24 protein-coding genes are annotated in these 20,140 nt (G+C 30.7%); 14 read left to right on the top strand and 10 right to left on the bottom strand.

The features are described from left to right. The first annotated feature begins 3 nt into the window (after positions 1–3). Positions 4–357 carry a Ribosomal protein L20 gene (gene rplT / locus NOVO_02575; protein AIL64909.1) on the top strand — a complete coding sequence of 118 codons (354 nt, stop codon included), beginning with the start codon at positions 4–6 and terminating at the stop codon, positions 355–357. A 567-nt stretch (positions 358–924) separates the two neighbouring features. Here rplT and NOVO_02570 read toward each other — a convergent pair. After that, positions 925–2,046, bottom strand: coding sequence for a Major Facilitator Superfamily protein (locus NOVO_02570; GenBank protein AIL64908.1), 1,122 nt, complete (start codon positions 2,044–2,046; stop codon positions 925–927). 124 nt (positions 2,047–2,170) lie between these two features. Here NOVO_02570 and NOVO_02565 point away from each other — a divergent pair, with 124 nt between their 5' ends. Next, positions 2,171–2,563: a Transposase gene (locus tag NOVO_02565; GenBank protein AIL64907.1), complete on the top strand. Its 393-nt coding sequence runs from the start codon at positions 2,171–2,173 to the stop codon at positions 2,561–2,563. A 152-nt stretch (positions 2,564–2,715) separates the two neighbouring features. After that, entirely contained in the window at positions 2,716–3,024 is a 309-nt protein-coding gene (locus NOVO_02560; GenBank protein ID AIL64906.1) for a hypothetical protein, read from the top strand. Between the two features lie 293 nt (positions 3,025–3,317). Here NOVO_02560 and fliQ read toward each other — a convergent pair whose 3' ends face one another. From fliQ to NOVO_02540, 4 genes are read right to left on the bottom strand one after another with little or no spacing between them, the layout of a single operon-like run. Next, positions 3,318–3,584 (bottom strand): Flagellar biosynthetic protein FliQ, encoded by a 267-nt coding sequence (gene fliQ / locus NOVO_02555; GenBank protein ID AIL64905.1) that lies wholly within the window; start codon positions 3,582–3,584, stop codon positions 3,318–3,320. Positions 3,585–3,586: 2 nt separating this feature from the next. Next, positions 3,587–4,009: a Flagellar hook-basal body protein FliE gene (locus NOVO_02550; protein ID AIL64904.1), complete on the bottom strand. Its 423-nt coding sequence runs from the start codon at positions 4,007–4,009 to the stop codon at positions 3,587–3,589. Between the two features lie 20 nt (positions 4,010–4,029). Continuing rightward, a complete protein-coding gene (gene flgC, locus NOVO_02545) occupies positions 4,030–4,497 on the bottom strand; it encodes a Flagellar basal-body rod protein FlgC (GenBank protein AIL64903.1) in 468 nt (155 codons plus the stop codon). After that, positions 4,494–4,841, bottom strand: a complete 348-nt coding sequence (locus NOVO_02540; GenBank protein AIL64902.1) for a Flagellar basal body rod protein FlgB — start codon at positions 4,839–4,841, stop codon at positions 4,494–4,496. Before NOVO_02540 ends, flgC begins: the two co-directional genes overlap by 4 nt. A 166-nt stretch (positions 4,842–5,007) precedes the next feature. On the opposite strand from NOVO_02540, the gene NOVO_02535 reads away from it, so the two are divergent. Further along, positions 5,008–5,217, top strand: a complete 210-nt coding sequence (locus NOVO_02535) for a hypothetical protein (GenBank protein ID AIL64901.1) — start codon at positions 5,008–5,010, stop codon at positions 5,215–5,217. Positions 5,218–5,239: 22 nt separating this feature from the next. Further along, positions 5,240–6,058: a putative rhodanese-related sulfurtransferase gene (locus NOVO_02530; protein ID AIL64900.1), complete on the top strand. Its 819-nt coding sequence runs from the start codon at positions 5,240–5,242 to the stop codon at positions 6,056–6,058. Positions 6,059–6,070: 12 nt separating this feature from the next. Here NOVO_02530 and NOVO_02525 read toward each other — a convergent pair whose 3' ends face one another. Genes NOVO_02525 through NOVO_02515 form a run of 3 tightly spaced genes read right to left on the bottom strand, consistent with a single transcriptional unit; the run spans position 6,071 to position 6,945 of the window. Continuing rightward, on the bottom strand, positions 6,071–6,202 hold the full coding sequence (locus NOVO_02525) for a hypothetical protein (GenBank protein AIL64899.1): 132 nt from the start codon (positions 6,200–6,202) through the stop codon (positions 6,071–6,073). A gap of 19 nt (positions 6,203–6,221) precedes the next feature. Further along, positions 6,222–6,779, bottom strand: a complete 558-nt coding sequence (locus NOVO_02520; GenBank protein AIL64898.1) for a hypothetical protein — start codon at positions 6,777–6,779, stop codon at positions 6,222–6,224. Then, entirely contained in the window at positions 6,766–6,945 is a 180-nt protein-coding gene (locus NOVO_02515) for a hypothetical protein (protein AIL64897.1), read from the bottom strand. Before NOVO_02515 ends, NOVO_02520 begins: the two co-directional genes overlap by 14 nt. Before the next feature lie 344 nt (positions 6,946–7,289). Between NOVO_02515 and fbaB the strand changes: the two genes are divergently transcribed. The 6 genes from fbaB to kdpE all read left to right on the top strand — a co-directional run bounded on the left by fbaB (position 7,290) and on the right by kdpE (position 13,215). Then, positions 7,290–8,216 carry a Fructose-bisphosphate aldolase class 1 gene (gene fbaB / locus NOVO_02510; protein ID AIL64896.1) on the top strand — a complete coding sequence of 309 codons (927 nt, stop codon included), beginning with the start codon at positions 7,290–7,292 and terminating at the stop codon, positions 8,214–8,216. Further along, positions 8,213–8,779 carry an Elongation factor P gene (gene efp, locus NOVO_02505; protein ID AIL64895.1) on the top strand — a complete coding sequence of 189 codons (567 nt, stop codon included), beginning with the start codon at positions 8,213–8,215 and terminating at the stop codon, positions 8,777–8,779. Before fbaB ends, efp begins: the two co-directional genes overlap by 4 nt. Beyond that, a complete protein-coding gene (gene suhB, locus NOVO_02500) occupies positions 8,779–9,558 on the top strand; it encodes an Inositol-1-monophosphatase (protein ID AIL64894.1) in 780 nt (259 codons plus the stop codon). Before efp ends, suhB begins: the two co-directional genes overlap by 1 nt. 70 nt (positions 9,559–9,628) lie before the next feature. Continuing rightward, a complete protein-coding gene (locus NOVO_02495) occupies positions 9,629–10,711 on the top strand; it encodes an OmpA family protein (GenBank protein AIL64893.1) in 1,083 nt (360 codons plus the stop codon). A 297-nt stretch (positions 10,712–11,008) separates the two neighbouring features. Continuing rightward, positions 11,009–11,950, top strand: a complete 942-nt coding sequence (gene fabD / locus NOVO_02490) for a Malonyl CoA-acyl carrier protein transacylase (protein ID AIL64892.1) — start codon at positions 11,009–11,011, stop codon at positions 11,948–11,950. A gap of 557 nt (positions 11,951–12,507) precedes the next feature. Beyond that, positions 12,508–13,215, top strand: a complete 708-nt coding sequence (kdpE, locus tag NOVO_02485; protein ID AIL64891.1) for a KDP operon transcriptional regulatory protein KdpE — start codon at positions 12,508–12,510, stop codon at positions 13,213–13,215. 116 nt (positions 13,216–13,331) lie between these two features. On the opposite strand, the gene NOVO_02480 is transcribed toward kdpE, so the two are convergent. Both NOVO_02480 and mutL read right to left on the bottom strand, forming a co-directional pair. After that, a complete protein-coding gene (locus NOVO_02480; GenBank protein AIL64890.1) occupies positions 13,332–14,168 on the bottom strand; it encodes a hypothetical protein in 837 nt (278 codons plus the stop codon). 120 nt (positions 14,169–14,288) lie between these two features. Continuing rightward, on the bottom strand, positions 14,289–16,148 hold the full coding sequence (gene mutL, locus NOVO_02475; GenBank protein AIL64889.1) for a DNA mismatch repair protein MutL: 1,860 nt from the start codon (positions 16,146–16,148) through the stop codon (positions 14,289–14,291). A 519-nt stretch (positions 16,149–16,667) separates the two neighbouring features. Between mutL and sppA the strand changes: the two genes are divergently transcribed. The 3 genes from sppA (at position 16,668) to gpmI (ending at position 20,138) form a co-directional block, all read left to right on the top strand. After that, positions 16,668–17,573: a Signal peptide peptidase A gene (gene sppA, locus NOVO_02470; GenBank protein AIL64888.1), complete on the top strand. Its 906-nt coding sequence runs from the start codon at positions 16,668–16,670 to the stop codon at positions 17,571–17,573. 339 nt (positions 17,574–17,912) lie between these two features. Continuing rightward, positions 17,913–18,578 carry a Phosphate transport system protein PhoU gene (gene phoU, locus NOVO_02465; GenBank protein AIL64887.1) on the top strand — a complete coding sequence of 222 codons (666 nt, stop codon included), beginning with the start codon at positions 17,913–17,915 and terminating at the stop codon, positions 18,576–18,578. A gap of 9 nt (positions 18,579–18,587) precedes the next feature. After that, complete coding sequence (gene gpmI, locus NOVO_02460) at positions 18,588–20,138, top strand: 2,3-bisphosphoglycerate-independent phosphoglycerate mutase (GenBank protein AIL64886.1); 1,551 nt, start codon at positions 18,588–18,590, stop codon at positions 20,136–20,138. Positions 20,139–20,140 lie beyond the last annotated feature (2 nt).

Here is a 20,140-nt window from a genome sequence, read left to right as displayed (position 1 = left end):
AATATGGCTCGTGTAAAACGTGGGGTAACTAAAAGTGCTCGTCATAAAAAAATATTAAAATTAGCTAAAGGTTATAGAGGCCGTTCTAAGAATTGCTATAGAATTGCAATTGAAAAAGTTGAAAAGGCTTTAAGGTATGCTTATAGAGATCGTAGAAATCGTAAGCGTGATTTCCGTGCGCTTTGGATACAGCGTATTAATGCAGCTGTTCGTGAATATGGATTAGTGTATTCCCGTTTTATAGATGGTATCAATAAATCTGGTATTACAATGGACCGTAAAGTATTAGCAGATTTAGCTGTACGTGAGCCTGAGGCTTTTAAGAGTGTGGTAGAGCAAGCTAAAGCTGCCCTTTAAAATTTGTTATAAAAAACTACCTCTTATTTTTAGGGGGTAGTTTTATGCTATAAACTTCTGTATCTCCTCTGAAATATTCTTAATAAAACAGTTTTGTATATATTTTCATCAAATTGGGATATTCTGATAGTGACCATATTGCTACAAAGAAATAGCATGACCCTATTGGGACTGTTAACAAAGCCTTTATTAGCAATCTTTTGACCTAATTTTTATTATATTTTTAGGTTTAGCTCTATCTGTTTCCTCGCTCATACTAGTATAGTATTTTTATTTGACTTAACTATGTTTGGCTAAAATTACTATAGTTCATCACAAATGTACTAGGTGTATAATTTAAATGAAATGGTATAGTAAATTGATTTGAATCCAGAACGAGGGTTAATTCAAAGCTCTCCTACCAATTGAGGCTTCGCTCTATCGCTCCTCGTTCCAAGTACAACTTAATATACCATAAAATTAGGTCAAAAGATTGCTAATAAAGGCTTTGTTAACAGTCCCATATTAGTCAGACCTATTTCTATATAACCTAGAAAAATATTTTTCTAGGTTATATAGTTTATAGTTTTATGATACAGAACTTGCTACTAATATCCTTCTTTCTTGAAGTGCAAGTAATAATAATCCTATAACACCTATAAATAAAGCTATAGGTATTATACTAACGCCATATATCAAATTATGGCTGCTTGCACTATACATGTTAGTAACAGCGCCAATACAGCTATGAAATCCATATCCAAAGCTCATCATTATCATATTAGCTATACCATTAGTTAAACCTTTGAGATGTTCTGTAACATAGGTTGAAGCTTTATAAATGATTAGGCTCTGATAAGCTGAACAAGCTCCAACAAGTAATAATCCTATAGCAATACCATTTACGGATAGGCTTTTAGATAATATAGCACCAAAAACAGCTAACATACAAGCTCCAGCAGTGATAGAAGATGCTAAATAACTTTGTGTTTTATCGGCAATATAACTAAGTAACGGTAAGCCAACAAACATACCTATAAATATCATTGATAATAGGTAGCTAGTAGTACTCGCTTCTAAGTTATATATGTTTGTTAAAAAGGCATTACCCCAAGCATCAGAAAAACCTTCAAGTGGACCTATCATAAGTCCACCACAACAACATATTGCAACTACCTTATAATTAGCAAAAATAGATTTTATATTATCTATGATACTTTGTTCCTTGGTGTATGGCTTTTCTTTTGGTATCAATATATAAGTAATGAAAGCAAGTATTATACCTATTAAAGCAAAAATTTCTATTACTGCTTTATATCCTAGTGCACTACACATATAAAGAATAGGTCCATTACCATATATTCCACCTATAAGCCCTATAACAACAGCAGCGCTTAACATAGAGGTAAACATTTTTTCATCAAATGCTAGACGAACAATTTTTAATATACCAAGTATTGCAGCTGAAGATCCTATACCTATAATAACTCTTCCTAATAACAATAGGGTCCAATTGTTAGTAAATATAATAGGTAATAATCCTATAACAGTTAACAATATACATATAGTCATTACAAGTTTTGTACCATACCGATCAAGTAAAAAAGCAATAGGTAAATGCATCAAAGCATATCCAATATAGTATATGCCTGAAAATTGGCCAAAAACTGTGGTACTTATATTGAATTGATTCATTAAATCATGCATCATAACATTTGGTATGATTCTTAAAATATATTGATATGCATAGAATATCGATATATAGTAAATTAAGTTGATAAAGACATGATATATGATATATTAAAAAGCTCATAAACCCAAAACAGTAGAAGCAATGGCATATTCCTTAGATTTACGTAAAAAAGTAATTCACTATGTTAATAAAGGTTATACCAGAGAAGAAGCTGCAAGAATTTTTGGCATAGGTGAAAGAACAATTTATAGATGGTTATCGAGATCGAAATCCGGGAATTTAGCAGCCACACGAGCAGCTAAGCCATGGAAGAAGCTTGATCCAATCAAATTATTAAACGAGGTGTCTAAAAACAGCAATTGGCTATTATCTGATTTTGCAAAGGTTTTTAATGTGTCTACAGCTGCTATCTGTTTGGCATTCAAGACTTTGGGGATCACACGAAAAAAAAGACCACACTCTATCGTGAACGGGATGAAGCAAAACGGCAATTATTTTTGGCAGCTATCGCAAACTATAAAGCGGAAGATATAGTTTATATTGATGAGAGTGGAATTGATAGCTATTTGTACTATTCTTGGGGATACAGTCTCAGAGGAAGTAAAGTTTATGGTGATATCTCAGGTAAAAAACATGATTGAGAAAGCTTTATTGCAGGTAAGGTTGGGAAGAAAATTATTGCGCCAATGTGTTTCAAGGGCACATGTAATACAGAAGTTTTTAACGAGTGGGTTAGTCAGTGTTTGGTGCCCGAACTAAGATTTGGTCAAGTTGTAATACTTGATAATGCAACGTTCCATAAGTCAGCTAGAACTAGGAATTTAATAGAAGATATAGGCTGTAAACTTTTATTCTTACCACTTTACTCTCCTGATCTCAACCCAATTGAAAAATATTGGGCTCATTTAAAAGCTAAAATCAAACCTATCATTACTAATTTTAATAACCTTAGCGATGCTATTGATTATGGCTTCTCTATGCCATTCTCAACTTAATTGACTATAATAAACCATACTGACCATGCTACTATACGTGAAGAGTACATAACTTTCTCCTACAGAATAAAATTAAAATAAATATGAATGTAATAATATGTGAAAAAAATGACCTGATCCGCGACTAGCGGAGCCAGTAAAGAATGGCAAAAATATGATAAAATATTAAGTGACAATTACTCACGAATGTAGTTCCTAAATAAGTTTTATTTTAAGTATTTTATTATAAAGGTAATTTTATGGCAGTCAAGCATAATAAATTGTTTATTAATAATTATTACAATTATAATATATTAGCTAGTAGTAATAATTAATTGATTTATATGTAAGACTAATGTTTGTAAATTTTCTAATATATAGGGCATAAAAATAATTAAAGAAAAAGCTACAGCTATTATTTTAGGTACAAAAGCAAGGGCGTTTTCTTGAATTTGTGTGAGAGCCTGAAAAAGTGATACAATTAATCCTACAATCAGCGGTATAATTAAAACTGGTAAAGATACTTTTAATAATACAAACATAGCTTCTTTGGAAATATCTAATAGTAAATTTGTTTCCATAATTAAATCTGCATAGACATGATTTCTTTATATATACCTACTAATTTATCTCGTATATATACAATTTCTTGTAATTGTAATTCTGCTTCACTTACAGTTGTGACTAAATCAGTTAAGTTTGCTTTCTTCAGGGCTGCCTTATTAGTCACTTTTTCAGATTTTTCTAATTTATGACGTAAATTATCAAATACAGATATTAAAGAGGTCATGATACCATCATTATTAGATGTATTGGAAGAGTATAAAATTGCGGAAGGGATAATTCCTTCTTTTACTATTTTATTATGATTATTTAATGTAGATTGGAATATCTGATTAAATTCTTTATTTGTGTTAGGTAATTCACTATTCATAGGTGATAAAGAAGGCTTAATGGCAGAAATTTTATTATAGGCAGTGGTCGCATTTATAAAGTTAGCAGTCATATTTATAACCTGTAAATTGTTTATCTAAGAATATCTAAAGTTTTATCCACCATTGATTTGGAAATTTCAATTGTACCCAAATTAGCTTCATAACTTCTTTGGGCTTCCTTCGCATCGGCATTTTCAATAATCTTTGAAACATTAGGATATAGTACGTATCCATCTCGGTCAGCGGCTGGATGTGAAGGATTAAAAATCTTTTTAAAATCTGAGTAATCATGTCCATATTTAGATACTACAACTTTTGATGCATTGAGCTGGCGATCAAATTTACTTTTAAATTCAATAGTTTTTCTACGATAAGGATTTTTGCCTTGAGTAGTGCTTGTTGATTCTTCATTTGCAATATTTTGAGCTATTACTTTTAATCTAGCACTTTGAGCTTTTAATGCAGAAGCTGAAACTTGGATAGAGGTTAATAAAGGATCTGCAGCAAAAAGAATATTAGGAAATAAAATAAGTAATATTAGATGGTATAATTTTCTCATACATTACTCGAGAATGGTAGTTTCCTTAACGCCTTTATCCTTTTATACATATTTGCAACTAAAGTATAATCTGTTGAATTTTCTGCAAGTTTAGTGGTTTGTTGTTCTAAATTTATATTATTACCATTCATAGTCAATTCTTGGGCATCTGGCATAGGAATAATTTTAAAATTTTGTGAGCTTTTATTACCAGCCATATGCCCAGTTTCAGTTACCATCATAGGTAGCTTTTTATGCATGGTAGCGGAAGTCAGAGATGGTAAATCGAAAGCCTTTTCTTTAGGCATGTTTACTCGTGAAATGTTATCGCTTAAAACTTGATGCCTAGTTCCATAAAAATTCATAATATGTGCTAAATTTAACAAGCTATTATCCCTTTATCAATTGAAACAAATAATGAATATTGCATATATTTATTAAAAATTGGTAAAAACGGTTGAAATTAATCTTGGCTCTTATGACATATAAGGTTATAGTACAGAAAATAATGATCAATTACATGTAGTTATTATGTTATATATTACTAGAAAAATAGGTGAAGCAATTATCATTAATAATGAAATTGAAATCAAAATTATAGAGATAAAAGGCAAAACAATAAAATTGGGTTGCTCTTTTCCCAGTGAAACAGCAATTTTGCGTAAAGAAATATACGATAAAATTATGCAAGAAAATATTTCAGCTAGCTGTACAATTTTGGATGAAGACATTGAACAATAATATAGAAAAATAGGTGGTAGATATGAGTGATATGGTTGTGAGTAGCTTTTATAAATTTACTAATCTTGATTCATATCAAGAGTGGAAATGGCCATTATTAGAGTTTTGCCGTGCTAATGAATTAAAAGGTACAATATTACTCGCGCTTGAAGGTATAAACGCATCTATTTCTGGGACCAGAAAAAATGTTACTCACTTATATGATTATTTACAAAATAATATAGGGGTTAACGTATATAATTCTTTTTTAAAAGAAAATTATGTAAAAGATCATCCATTTTTGCGTATGAAAGTTAAGTTAAAACAGGAAATCGTAAGAATGAAGGCTGGTGAATTAAATATGAAAGAAAATGGGCAATATATAGAACCTAAAGATTGGGATGAATTTATTTCACGTAAAGATGTTATCACAATAGACACTCGTAATAATTATGAAGTTGCACTGGGTATATTTGAAGGTGCTATTAATCCTAAAACGCGTACTTTTACGGAGCTTCCTATATGGATAGAAAATAATATTGCAGGAGCTAAAGATGCTAAAATAGCAATGTATTGTACGGGTGGAATTAGATGCGAGAAATCCACTGCTTACCTCAAGGAAAGAGGATTTCAAGAAGTATATCATTTAAAAGGTGGAATTTTACAGTATTTTCAAGATACAAAGAATGTAAGTGGTAAATGGCAAGGAGATTGTTTTGTTTTTGATGATAGAGTGGCTGTAGATGCAGAACTAAACCCTATTCATAGTATGCTGTGTAAAGTTTGTCAAAAAATTCTAACTACGGATGATTTAAAGCATACAGGTGAATCGATAGAGCATTGTGCAAAATGTTATAATTAAATATTTATAAACTTATGCCTCTGCTGGTGTAAGTATTATACCTGCAGGTGGAATATTTTCATAGATTGTATTAGGAATATTTTCATATATATTATCTTGTGGTGCATTTTGGTCTTGAGATATATCAGATGGTATGGGATGCATAAGTGCGTATCCAAATGCCTTAAGTAGGTTTTGTTCTACTGGGCTGAGAGGTGAGGGAGAATTTAATTTTGTATATGTATGTTTCAAGTAAATTAAAATTCCTGTAAATTATAATGAAATTTGTAAGTTGAATTGCAGCAGCTTCTAACCATGCTATATGGTGACTAGAATTATTTAGGCATGTTGTATTGTCCAGATTAGACACATCTTGAATATAAGTATCATTATGTAAAGCATTGGCAGTAATATCGTATTGCACTGGGCATATAGAATGTGAAACTGAAGCAAGTACATTACTTATATAACTATAGCTAGAATTGCCTTCTATAGAGCAATATTTGTTATATTCATCAACATGACCAGGACATATATAATTTTCAACATAATTAAATGCATTATTCAAGTAAGATATAGTACGTGTATCTACTTCTTGTTCTGTGCCATAGGTAAAACTAGACTTACAAATCACATTTTGATTAATTTGACTATATAATGAGTTATTATAATATATAACTTGTATATTGGTCGTATTATTTGCGTTTAGACTTATATTACACGAATTATCAAGTATAGTCATTATTATAAGAAGAATTTTGTATATATGGTAAAGTTAAATTTACCAATAGAACTTGAGGTTGATAGCTATTTTCGTGTTCATTTAAATCTATTTCAGAAAAATAGCCAGGTTGTTTTGGAGTATGCAGATATAAGAAGTTGGTATTGTTTAAGTTATTATTTAACATATTAATATCTCCATAAATATTTATTTAATTACTATAATAATTAAATAGTAAATACTTAATAAATTTATATGTCAATTATTGTATTTCTAAAAATAATTTAAAAATTAAGAAAACGCTTATAATACGATTAGAAATTTTATATATTAAGATAAGATAAATAAGTTAATAAGATTAAAATTTAATTCTGTTTTTAGAATATGAAGTAAAGTATTTGATTATGTTGTTAAATGTATTATATAGATAAGGATATATTATAAAAGTATATAATAAAGTAAAATTCTAAATTAGATAATGTTATTCATTAGATAAAAAGGTAAAGTTTACTATTTAGAGGAACACACAATATGGAATTAAATCAAACAATAAAAAACATTTTAGATCATTATGAGAGCGATAGTCCGGGAGTAAAAACAAATTTAAGTAGAATATTATTGCAGGGCAAATTAGGTGGTACAGGTCGATTATTAATATTGCCTGTTGATCAGGGTTTTGAGCATGGTCCAGGGCGTAGTTTTGCTGTAAATGAAGACGCTTATGATCCTTATTATCATTATAAATTAGCTATAGAAGCTGGTTTAAGTGCTTATGCAGCACCTTTTGGTATGCTTGCAGCTGGAGCTTCAAATTTTGCTGGATATATACCAACTATATTAAAATTAAATAGCTCTAATTCATTAGTTCCAAGGGATAATATACCTAATCAGGCGATTACGGCTACTGTAAAAGATGCTTTGCATTTAGGGTGCTCTGCTATTGGCTTAACTATTTATCCTGGCTCTGGGGCAGCTTTTGATATGATTGAAGAAGCCAAAGAGCTTATTGCTGAAGCTAAATCTTATGGGTTGGCCACTGTAGTATGGTCATATCCGCGTGGTGGTGATTTATCCAAGGAAGGTGAAACGGCAATAGATGTATGTGCTTACGCTGCCCATATTGCAGCTTTAATAGGTGCGCATATTATTAAAGTAAAACCTCCTACTGCATATATTGAACAAATAGAAGCTAAAAAAATATATGAAAATATGGATTTAAATAGTTTACAAAATAGAATTAAGCATATTAAACAAGCCTGTTTTAATGGTAAGCGTTTAGTAGTGTTTTCTGGCGGTGTAAATAAGAATGTTGATGATTTATATAAAGAAATTCAGGAAATTTATCATGGTGGAGGTAGTGGATCTATTATAGGTCGTAATAGTTTTCAGCGTAGCCGTAAAGATGCATTGGAAATGTTAAATAAAATTATAGAAATTTATAGAGGAAATAATTCATGAGAATAATTGCAAATGATATAAAAGCTGGAAATATTTTGGAATATAAAGGCAAATTATATATAGTAAGTAAAACTCCAACCTGGGCTATGCCTGGTAAAGGTGGAGCGTTTGTTCAAGTAGAAATGAAAGAAATTGTGACAGGTACAAAAATTAATGAAAGGTTTCGTTCTACAGAGGAAGTAGAAAAAGTACGTTTGGATCAAAAAGAATATACATATCTTTACACGGAAGATGATAAGATTACTTTTATGGATAAAGAAACATATGAACAGCTAATTATAGATCAAAATATATTAGGTGAAAAAGTAGCATTTCTAAAGGAAGGTATGGAAGTGGTTATTGAAAGTCATGACGAAAAAGCATTGAACGTTATATTACCTGATACTGTAATTCTTACTGTAATAGAAGCAGATAGTGTTATTAAAGGTCAAACAGTTTCATCTTCATATAAACCTGCTAAATTAGAAAATGGATTACGTATTATGGTGCCTCCATTTATTGAAAGTGGTACAAAAATTATTGTAAAAACTTCAGACCTTACATATGTTGAACGAGCTAAATAATGAATAATTACACTGCTAATATAAATGTAATGATAGGAGCTACGCGCAAAGCGTCTAGACGCTTGCTAAGAGATTTCGGAGAAGTAAATCAATTACAGGTATCAAGAAAAGGTACAGATAAATTTGTTGATATTGCTGCCATAAATGCAGAAAAGATAATTGTAGAAGAATTAAAGCGAGCTCGCCCTTCATATAATGTTCTATTGCATGATAGACAAATTATACATGATGAAAAATGTGAGTTTCAGTGGATAATTAATGCTTTAGATGGGCGAGTAAATTTCTTGCATGCGTCTCCATTTTTCTGTATTTCAATAGCTTTAGAAAAAGTTACCTCTAATAATAAGGAAGTAATAGCATCAGTGATAGATATGCCAATACTTGGAGAAACATATTTTGCAGAGAAAGGCCAAGGTGCGTGGTTAGAAAAACATATGGATACTACTCGAGGTAGGTATAAGTTACGAGTATCTAATAGAGAAAATTTTGATAATTCTGTTTTAGCTATAAATAATATAGAACAAACTATGGTAAATAAGCTGAACGATTTTATAAAGCATAATATATCAATACGTGTTACGGGAAGTGTGGGTTTAAATTTAGCATATGTTGCTGCTGGGCGTTATGATATAGCAATAGACAAAGATGAGTCATGTAATATTATGGCTGGTATTCTATTGTTACGCGAAGCTGGAGGAGAATTTTGTAATATAGGGCATAATGTTATAGCAACTAATAATAGTTTATATAAAAGTTTTGAGTCGATAATGAGCAAATAAGACTTGAATGTTATAAAATTTGGGGTCTATAATAGCAAGAATTGCTTGCTGGTAGGAGGAAAAGCTAATTATGAAAAAGTTATTATTGAATGTAGTACTATATACTTATTTTATGGTATCTATTTTTAATGCTGCATGGGCTTTTGAATACAAAGATATGGGATATAATAAGCCTGATGTTGAATTGCATTTAGAGGTATTAAATCAAGATAGCCCTCTTTACAGGAAAGACATGGCATTTCCAATAGTTTGTAAAGATCAAGTGTATGATAAAATAGAAAATAGAAAATATGAAAAAAATAAGCATCATAATAATATGGAAAAATATGTAGCTAAGGATATAAAGTACGGTACTGTCTTACCCAAAGCAAAGCAGTCTGTACCTAAACCTACAGAGGATCTTCATACAGAGTCAGTAGCACAGTCTAAACAAGATGAAAAAGTTTTACCAATGACGATAGTAACCCCTGTAGAAGTTGTATCCGAGCAAGGGAAGAAAACTCAAGATTTACCTAAAACAGAAATACAAAATTCTCCTGTGGTACCAAATATTGTAAAACCTGTAATGTTACCTGAAAATAATAATTCTGTACAACCTCAATCAAATAGTAAAATGTTGGTTAAAGATTCTGAAAATAAGCAAAATGTATTACCTCAAAACGGACAGATAAATGAAAATTCTTCTATTAAGCCAGTTTCTCCAGTAATACCAACGCCTCCAGTGCCTCCAGCCCCGCCAGTGGTGCCGCCTATACCTGTTCCCTCAGATTTACCTAAAAAAACATTATTAGAAAACCAATCTATGCCTAAGGAAGAGAGCGCAGTTGATCAGGGGGATAAGATTTATAATATTAATTTTGATGGTGGGACAAAGTTATTAAAAGATGTAGAAAAAAAGCTTAATATAATTGCGCGAGATTTACATGATGATAATTCCAAGATATTAAAGATTATAGGCTATATTAAAGCAGAGAAAGAACAAGATGCAGAAACCCGGAGTGCATCATTAAAAAGAGTTATATCAATACGTAATTATTTAGTTGATCAAGGTATATCTAGTACTAGGCTTATGGTGCAGGCAGGAATTTTATCTTCTGGATCTAATACATTTGAGGTTGAAATACAAGAAATGGATAAGGCTAAGCTAGATTAATGTTTTAACCAAACTTGATTTATAGTAAATTAGCTATAATATGTATATCGTAGCTTAAAAGCTCATATGTTTATTGCATGCCTTGTTAATTGGTTATTCTTAAGCTCTAATTTATTATTATATAAGTATTAGGATTGGGCGACCTATAATTCTGGATTCAATGTTTATTATAAAAAATATATTTGATAATATGAGTTGGAATTTATAATAAGTTTTGTTATATAACGGTATGTATAGCATTTGACTATACAACTTAATTTACTATAGTTTGTAAAATATAAAAATATAGAGAGATAGATGACCAAAGCTTTTGTTTTTCCTGGACAAGGTGCTCAGTTTGTAGGTATGGGTAAAAATCTAGCTGAGAATTTTGTAAATGCGCGTGAAGTATTTGAAGAAGTTGATGAAGTTTTAAAGCAAAAATTATCCTATATTATTTTTAATGGATCTATAGAAGAATTAAGTTTGACAGAAAATACACAGCCAGCCCTTATGGCTGTATCTATGGCTTTAGTACGGGTGTTAGAAAAAGATGCCAATATTGATTTGGCACAAGGCGCTTTATTTGCGGCCGGGCATTCATTAGGTGAATATAGCGCGTTAGCTGCAATGAAAGCTCTCACTCTTACAGATACAGCATTATTATTACGCACACGGGGTAAGGCTATGCAACAAGCCGTGCCTGTTGGGCAAGGAGGTATGGCTGCATTACTAGGGTTAGAATTTACAGAAGCAGAATTAATAGCAACTCAAGCTGCAGTTGGTGAAGTATGCCAAATTGCTAATGATAATTCTCCGGGACAAATAGTGTTGAGTGGTACCTCAGAAGCTATAGATCGTGCAGTAAATATAACAATTAGTGTATATGGTAAAAAAGCTATAAAACTAAATGTTAGCGCTCCTTTCCATTCAGAGTTAATGAAACCTGCGCAAGATATTATGAATAATGCTTTGGCTGAAATAGAGATTAAGGCACCAATTTTACCTATAGTTGCAAATGTAACAGCTTTAGATGTTCAAGAGCCTTTGCAAATACGTTCATTACTTGTAAAACAAGTTACTTCTATGGTAAAGTGGAGAGAATCAATAGTATTTATGAAAAATCATGGTGTTGAAACTATTATAGAAATAGGCGCTGGTCAAGTATTAACTGGCCTTACCAAGCGTATAGATAAAGATATAAAATCTATATCTATAAATGATATTGACGATATTAATACCTTAGTAAAAATATTATAAAAGTATCTAATCAGGTTAATACCTTGTTGTTTCTTAAGATTTAATCATTTAATGCTATAGGAGAGATAAGCGAGGCCTACCATTAGTCCCACTCTGGGATAAATAGTAGGAGAGCTTTGAGTTAACCGCGTTCGCAAGTTCAAATCAATTTACTATAGTTTCTTGATTTGAACTAGCATATGCATTCTTCTCTGTTCATCTAACAAAGAGTAGGTTTTGTTCACATTCCTATCTGTTAAGGAAGCTGAAAAAACTATATATCAATTTTGTATTCTCTAAAAACTACTTAATTATAATCGTTTAAATATATTATATTATTTTTTATATTTCATGGTTATTAAGTTGTATTTCATTACTTATTAATAGAGTAAATTGTAGCACCAATATCTTAATGGTTGTATTATTTGCTCTTTTATGTCTATAATTATATACAATATATTTTTCTATTAAATTTCAACTTAAAGTTGTACATTTTCTATTGTATATAACTAAAAACTTTGGTAATTTATCAAATTATTCATGCTTTATACTATGGCTTAAAAAATGAGGAGGGAGTAATGCGTAATATAAAATCTACCGTGTTAATAAGCGATACCATAGTACAAATGCGTAAATTATTAAGGAATGCATTGCAATCTGCTGGCTATAGAACTATTGAAGCTGGTACAGGTAAGGAAACTTTAAGATTATCCCAAGTTATAAAACCAGAATTAGTTTTACTTGATTTAACTTTTTCAGATATATCAAGTGTAGACATTATAGCAAAAATTAGAGCAAGATCTCAGTATATGCCTATAATTGCAACACTTGAGCAAGATAATGATTCTTTGATATTAGACGCTTTTAGTGAAGGTATAGATGACTATATAATAAAACCTTTTAATATTCATATTCTAGCTGCGAAGGTAAAAGCAGCTTTACGTACTGCAAAATTTAAAGAATTACAAGAAATTAAGCTAGAATTGGGTGAAATTATAATGGATTTAGAAAAGCATGAAGTTAGAAAAAGAGGAGAAATTGTTCAGCTTTCACCAAAGGAGTATAATTTATTAGCATATTTAATACAAAATAAAGGAAAAATGCTTACGCATACTCAAATTTTAAATAAAGTATGGGGACCTTCTCATTCGTATGATACTCAGTATTTACGCGTTTATATAGGCCAGTTGCGTAAAAAATTAGAAATGAAACCTACCTCTCCATATTATATTAGAACTGAAGTTGGAATAGGTTATCGTATGGAAAGGCTGGCCGTTAATAATTAAATGAAAAAATGGGGTTAGTCTAAATTTAGAATTGTAGTGACTAAATTCAGACTAACTCATTATTTTAGTTTATTGACCTATGTATGGATCAAAGCACATACCAATATTATGTATTTCTAAGAATTATATTCTTCTTGAGGATAGCATATATTCATAGAAGAATTGTGATAGAGAATATTTTCTATATTCTGAACAGGATTAAAATAATGATTATAAGTAGGTGTTACGGTATTTGCTAAGTTATAGATTCCTTCCTTGATTTCTTCAAGCTCATAAATATAAAAGGTAGTAGATAATAATAGGGTACCTATTAATTCTTGGGTGTTGCTATTTTTATCCAATTGCTTGTGTGCATCTGAAAAATGGTGTAGTGGATGTATTACAGCCCATAAATCATCAGCTGTATTATAGTATGTTTCTATAGATGTACCTTTGCCGGCATTATGATACCATTCGTAAATATGTGCAAGGTGAGGGCCAAAGTCAGTGTATTTTTCAGCATATAATTGTATATCATTTTTAATAAGGCTTAATCCATATAATACTACTGCACCTTTTCCTAGATTAAGCTCAGTATGTTCCATGAATACATTTATAGGAGAAGTTGTAGTGGCCAAAATATTAGACACAACATTATAGCCACAATAAGGTAAGGTTAGTAGAATGTTATGGCTATCTTGATATGGAGTAGTGACATGATTTATAATGGTTGTAGTTGCTAGGATTTCTAAATGATGTAATAAGCCTTCAATTATCAGATGTTTGGTTATAAAATGACCTACGGTTTCAGATATCTCACAGACTTTATTTAATATAGGTAAATTACAGTAGTTGTTTGTGCGTGCATAATATGCAGAATATGAAATAACGGGTGCGGCTATTATAGGTATATATTTATTCACATTGCCTCCTAATTGATAATAATTCTCATTTGCTGCCAATATAGTAACCATATTAACGAAAGTCAACTATCATTATAGTAAAAAATACTTAATCTAATTATTAAATAAAATTTATACAATTTAAATAAGGTAAGAAAAGTCTGTTATATTATTTAGAATAGAGAGAATTAATTATGAACGTCCAAAAAGTTTTTCTATATCTTTGAAGTTTAATTCTATATAGGTAGGACGACCATGATTGCATTGCCCTGAGTGGGGAGTATTTTCCATTTCACGTAGCATTGCATTCATTTCTTCTAAAGAAAGTTTTCTTCCTGCCCTAATACTATGGTGGCAAGCAAACGTTTCAAGAATATGTTCAATAGCGCTACTCAGGCTTAAATCTTCCTCATATTCTAATAATTCATCTGCAATATCTTTGATAAGGGTTGCTACATTTACCTTTCCTAGTAATAGAGGTATTTCGTTAACCATTACGGTATTATCCCCACAAATTTCATAAGTTAAACCCAATTTATCTAGATCATTTCTAGCTTTGTTAAGGGGTATAATTAATTTAGTATCTAGTTCTAAAATTTCAGGTACTAATAATCGTTGTTTAAGGATTTTGCCTTGATTATAAGATAGCTTTAATTTTTCATATATTAATCTTTCATGGGCTGCATGTTGATCTATGATTACTATGCCGGTGTCTTTTTCGGCTATGATATAAGTTGAATATAATTGACTTTTTGCATTGCCTAGATTGACTATAGGTAGTGTAATATCAGTAGATTCTGAAGATATAGTGTTTTTAGAATTTTCTTGTTTATTTATAGGTGCATGTGTAGTAGGCGTAGAGTTTTGATCTAAAAAGGAAGGTGTTACTTCTAGAGGAGTAGAGGCAACAGAAGCTATTTTTTTAGCAGATTCTAGAGGAGCATAATAATTTTTAGTTATATCATTTGATTTAAGGATAGAATTAATATACGTACTCGGAATAGCATTAATAGACGGTTTAAAACTATTAATAGCTTTAGTAGTAATGGTAGTAGAAGTGCGATGTGAACCCTGAGATAAAGCATCTTTAATAGATTTGATAATAATATTACGTATTATATCGCTATCTCTAAACCTTACCTCAGCTTTTGTTGGGTGTACATTTACATCGACTTGATCATATGGAATAGTTAGAAATAAAACTAATACTGGATAACGTTCACGTGGCATAAAATCTTGATAAGCTATTTTAGCTGCGGTGATAATCAGTTTATCCTTAACTGGTCTATTATTTACAAATAAATATAATTCAGAACTCGTATTTCTATTGAAGGTAGGTAAACTAGTATATCCTTGAATACTCAAATTTTCTACCGTTGTATTAAGAGCGAGGCTATTATTTGCAAATTCTTCACCTAATATTACGCTGATGCGCTCTAAAAGTGTTGAAGGGCGTAAGCTAAAAATTTCTTTTTTGTCAGTAGATAAGGAAAATCCCACATTAATATGCGCAATAGCTAATTTATGAACTATGTCAACAATATATTGTAATTCCGTTCTTTCACTTTTTAAAAATTTTAATCTGGTAGGAGTAGCAAAAAATAAATCACGTACCTCAATGATAGTTCCAACCAAAGAAGATGCTGGAATAGTTGGTTCTTTGTCTCCACCATTGATTGTAATCCTCCAAGCATGTTCAGAGTCTTTAGTACGACTAGTTATAGTCATACGACTTACAGAAGCTATAGAAGGTAAAGCTTCTCCACGAAAACCAAAATAAGAAATATTAAGTAAGTCATCTTCTTCTAATTTGGAGGTAGCATGGCGCTCAATAGCTATACCAAGTTCCTCCTTATTCATTCCATGCCCATTATCAGTTATTTGTATCAAATTACGTCCGGCATTTTGTAACAAAATATCTATCTGCGTAGCCTTAGCATCAATTGCATTTTCTATTAATTCTTTTACTGCAGATGCAGGCCGTTCAATAACTTCGCCTGCGGCTATTCTATTTATAGTAGTTGAAGATAAGATCTTGATAGATTTTTTCATATATGGCTTATTAAATAAAAGTTTATTAAATTTAAAATTTAATATTAGAGAATTTATATATATAGTCAAGTTTAGCTGGACTCTTTACCAAAATGCTGTACTTAGCTTAGAACTAAATTAACTGATATAGTAAATGGATTTGGATTCGGGATGTAGTTAGCTCAAAGTTATCCTTCTATTTTATGATAAGGCTTATTTTACCATCATTTAACATATAAGGCTTCGCTTTATCTGCCCTCGTCCCAAATACAACTTAATTTACTATAAAATATACGTGAATAATTACTATATAAATCTAATTATTTGATTGAAAACTAGCGTAATAATAAATAAATGTAGAAGTTTATGCTAATTAAATATACACTTGTAGTGAAAATATTTGAACTTGGGATGTCGTTAGCTCTTTGCTCTCTTACTAATTGTAGGTTTTGCTCTGTATGACTTGTATCAATGATCAACTGTTTTCACTAGTAGTCAGAAATTTATTGAATATTTTTAAGTGGTGGTTAAGGGGGAATTATGTCATTAACTTCTAATATGTTGATGGATAGAAAAAAACTGAAAAGAAATCTATTGATATGGAAGTTAATAGCCATCTTTGCTTTGCTGATTATATTATTATGTGCATTTAATAAACAAGTGCCTATTTTAACAAACCAATCCGAATATATAGCTAGAGTAAGAATAAGTGGTATTATTACTGAAGAAGCAAATTATGAAAAAGTATTATCATCTCTCGTCCAAAATCCAAGAGTAAAAGCCCTGATATTACACATTAATAGTCCTGGCGGTACTGAAGTGGGTAGTGAAATAATATTTGATGCTTTACGTGATATCTCTACCTCTAAGCCTGTGGTTGCCATAATGGGAACAATAGCAGCCTCTGGAGGATATATGATAGCATGTGCTGCTGATTATATATTAGCAAGAAATGGTAGTATTACGGGTTCAATAGGTATTATATTGCAAACATTTGAAGCCGTAGATATGGTTGAAAAAATAGGTATTAAACCATATAGCTTTAAGTCTGCACCTTTAAAGGGTACGCCATCACCTTTTGAGCGGATTACACCTCAAGTAGAACAAGAAATAAATACAGTGATTATGGATAACTATGATTTTTTTGTGAAGCTAATAGCTGAACGTAGAAAAATGACTAAAGAAGAGGTATTAGGACTTGCAGATGGCAGAATATTTACAGGTAGTCAAGCTGTAAAAAATAAACTTATTGATGCAATAGGAGGGGAAAAAGAAGCACTTATTTGGTTACAAGAAAGTAAAAACATTAAAAATCTACCAATACACGATATTAATCTACAAAAAAAGGTTGGAATATGGCAAAATATTGCTAGTATTAGTGGCTGGTTGTTTCCAAATTTATTTGATATTAAGCAAAAAATACAATATGGGCTTTTGGCTTTATAGTGATTAATAAAAATTATGTGGTGTAACCAAAGTGGAGAAAATATAATAAGTTAATTTAAATTTGTGGTATTATTATCAAAATACTTTTGATATAAAATATTATAAATTTTAAATACATATCATGTTATATATCTATCTTTAATAAAATAAATAATAATATTATTAGCAGTTATACCCTTAAGTAAATATAAGTTATAATGTGTTTATTGAAGCATAAATAATGGTTTTTAATATAGTATTAGTAAATTAGAGCTTAGAAAAATACGAGGAGTAATTTGTATGTATTTTAACTTAATTTGACTATGTAAGATAAGAAATAAATAAATGGAGGTACATATAGTGTCCCAACATATAGTAAATTCGTATGATCAGGAATTGTCTGCGCTTGTTAATGCTATTATTAATATGGGAGAGTTAGTAAAAGAATTAGTAGAAATTGCTGGAAAATCATTGCAAGAATTAGATAAAAGCTTTATTGATATAGCTAATATCACTGATCAAAAAATTAATAAATATGATTCTGAGATAGAACATAGAGCGACTGTATTATTGGCGTTAAGGCAGCCAATGGCAATTGACTTACGTCAAGTAGTATCTGCATTAAAACTAGCTGTAATTATGGAGCGTATGGGAGATTTGGCTAAAAATATAGCTAAACGTGCGTCTAAAATTAATATAGAAATAAGTAGTGATATTTTAGAAGATATAGATCAAATGATAGCTATTATTGTCACTATGCTAAAAGATGTAGTAATAGCTTTTAAAATGCATGATGATAATAAAGCTCTTAACGTAGCTGAACGAGATAGAAATGTAGATAAAATATACTATGGCTTAATGGATAAATTAATTAATAATCAGTTAAAACTTTCTTCCAATACAGCATCAATGATGCAATTAATTTTTGTAGTTAAAAATATAGAGCGTATTGGAGATTATGTAACTAAAATTGCTAAAATTACGCACTATATTATTACTGGAGAAAGATTAAAAAAAGCTTTTTAATGGAATAGAATGAATAACACAACACAATCGAGACCATTAGTATTATGTATTTTAGATGGGTGGGGTATTGGCAATAGTGATAATATCGATAATGCTATTACCCAGGCTAGGACCCCTAATTGGGATAATATACTTGAAAACTATCCTCATTCTAAGTTGTTAACTTCTGGAGCAGCCGTAGGATTACCTGAAGGACAAATGGGTAATTCTGAAGTGGGCCATATGACAATTGGTAGTGGGAGAGTTATAAAACAGGATTTACCACGCATCAATGATGCTATTAATAATGATGTTTTGAAAGAAAATGCTTTATTGCAAGCACAGATAGAATATTTAAAAAGTAATAATAAAACTTGTCATCTGCTTGGGATGCTTTCGGATGGTGGAGTACATTCGCATATTGATCATATAATATATCTTATTCAAGTGCTGAGTGCTCATAATATACAAACAATGATGCATGTTTTTTTAGATGGAAGAGATGTATTACCTGGTACTGGTATAGAGTTTATACAAAAACTTTTAAAAATTAGTGAGCATACCAGAGGAGTAGTAAAGATTGCTACGGTAGCTGGGCGATATTTTGCTATGGATCGTGATCAAAGATGGGATAGAATAGAGAAAAGTTACCGGGCAATAGTGCAATCAGAAGGTAATAGAACGGAGGATATTATCAAGGCTATATCTGATAATTATCAGAGCAATATAACGGATGAATTTATTGAGCCTATCATAGTAGGTGCTTATCAAGGTATAGAAAATGGTGATGGGTTGATTATGGCTAATTTTAGAGCTGATAGAGTAAGACAGCTTTTAGCGGCTATTTTAGATCAATCATTTAAAGAATTTTATACCTTAAATTTAGAAATATTTGCTATAGGTATGGTTGAATATTCTAATCAATTAAATAAATTTATTCCTCCTTTATTCCCTGTTGTAACTATTAGCGGAAGTTTGCCAGAAATAATTTCTAAATCTGGGTTAGCTCAATTACGGATTGCTGAAACTGAGAAATATGCTCATGTTACTTTCTTTTTGAATGGAGGGAGGGAAGAAGTATATTCTGGTGAAGAAAGAATTTTGATACCTTCTCCTAAAGTTGCTACTTATGATTTAAAACCAGAAATGTCTGCAAGGTTAATTACCGATAATTTAATTGATGCTATTAAGTCTAAAAAATTTGATTTGGTAGTTGTTAATTATGCAAATAGTGATATGGTAGGTCATAGTGGTAACATGTTAGCCACTATTCAGGCAATAGAGGTGCTTGATGAATGTTTGGGTAGATTACTAAACGCTATATTAACAGTTGGTACTACAATGTTAATTACTGCAGATCATGGTAATGCAGAACAAATGAAAGATGATATTACAGGCGCTGCTTATACCGCACATACAACTAATCCTGTGCCATTTGTAGTCATAGGTAATAATGTTAATAGGTCAATGAGATTAAAGGATGGAACTCTTGCCGATGTTGCTCCTACTATTTTGCATATAATGGATTTACCAAAATCTAATGAAATGTCAGGAGAATCTTTGATAGTTGATATAATTTAAAT

The sequence above is a fragment of the Rickettsiales bacterium Ac37b genome (genome assembly GCA_000746585.2).
GTDB lineage: Bacteria > Pseudomonadota > Alphaproteobacteria > Rickettsiales > Arcanibacteraceae > Ac37b.
This window is presented reverse-complemented; position numbering and strand designations above follow the sequence as displayed.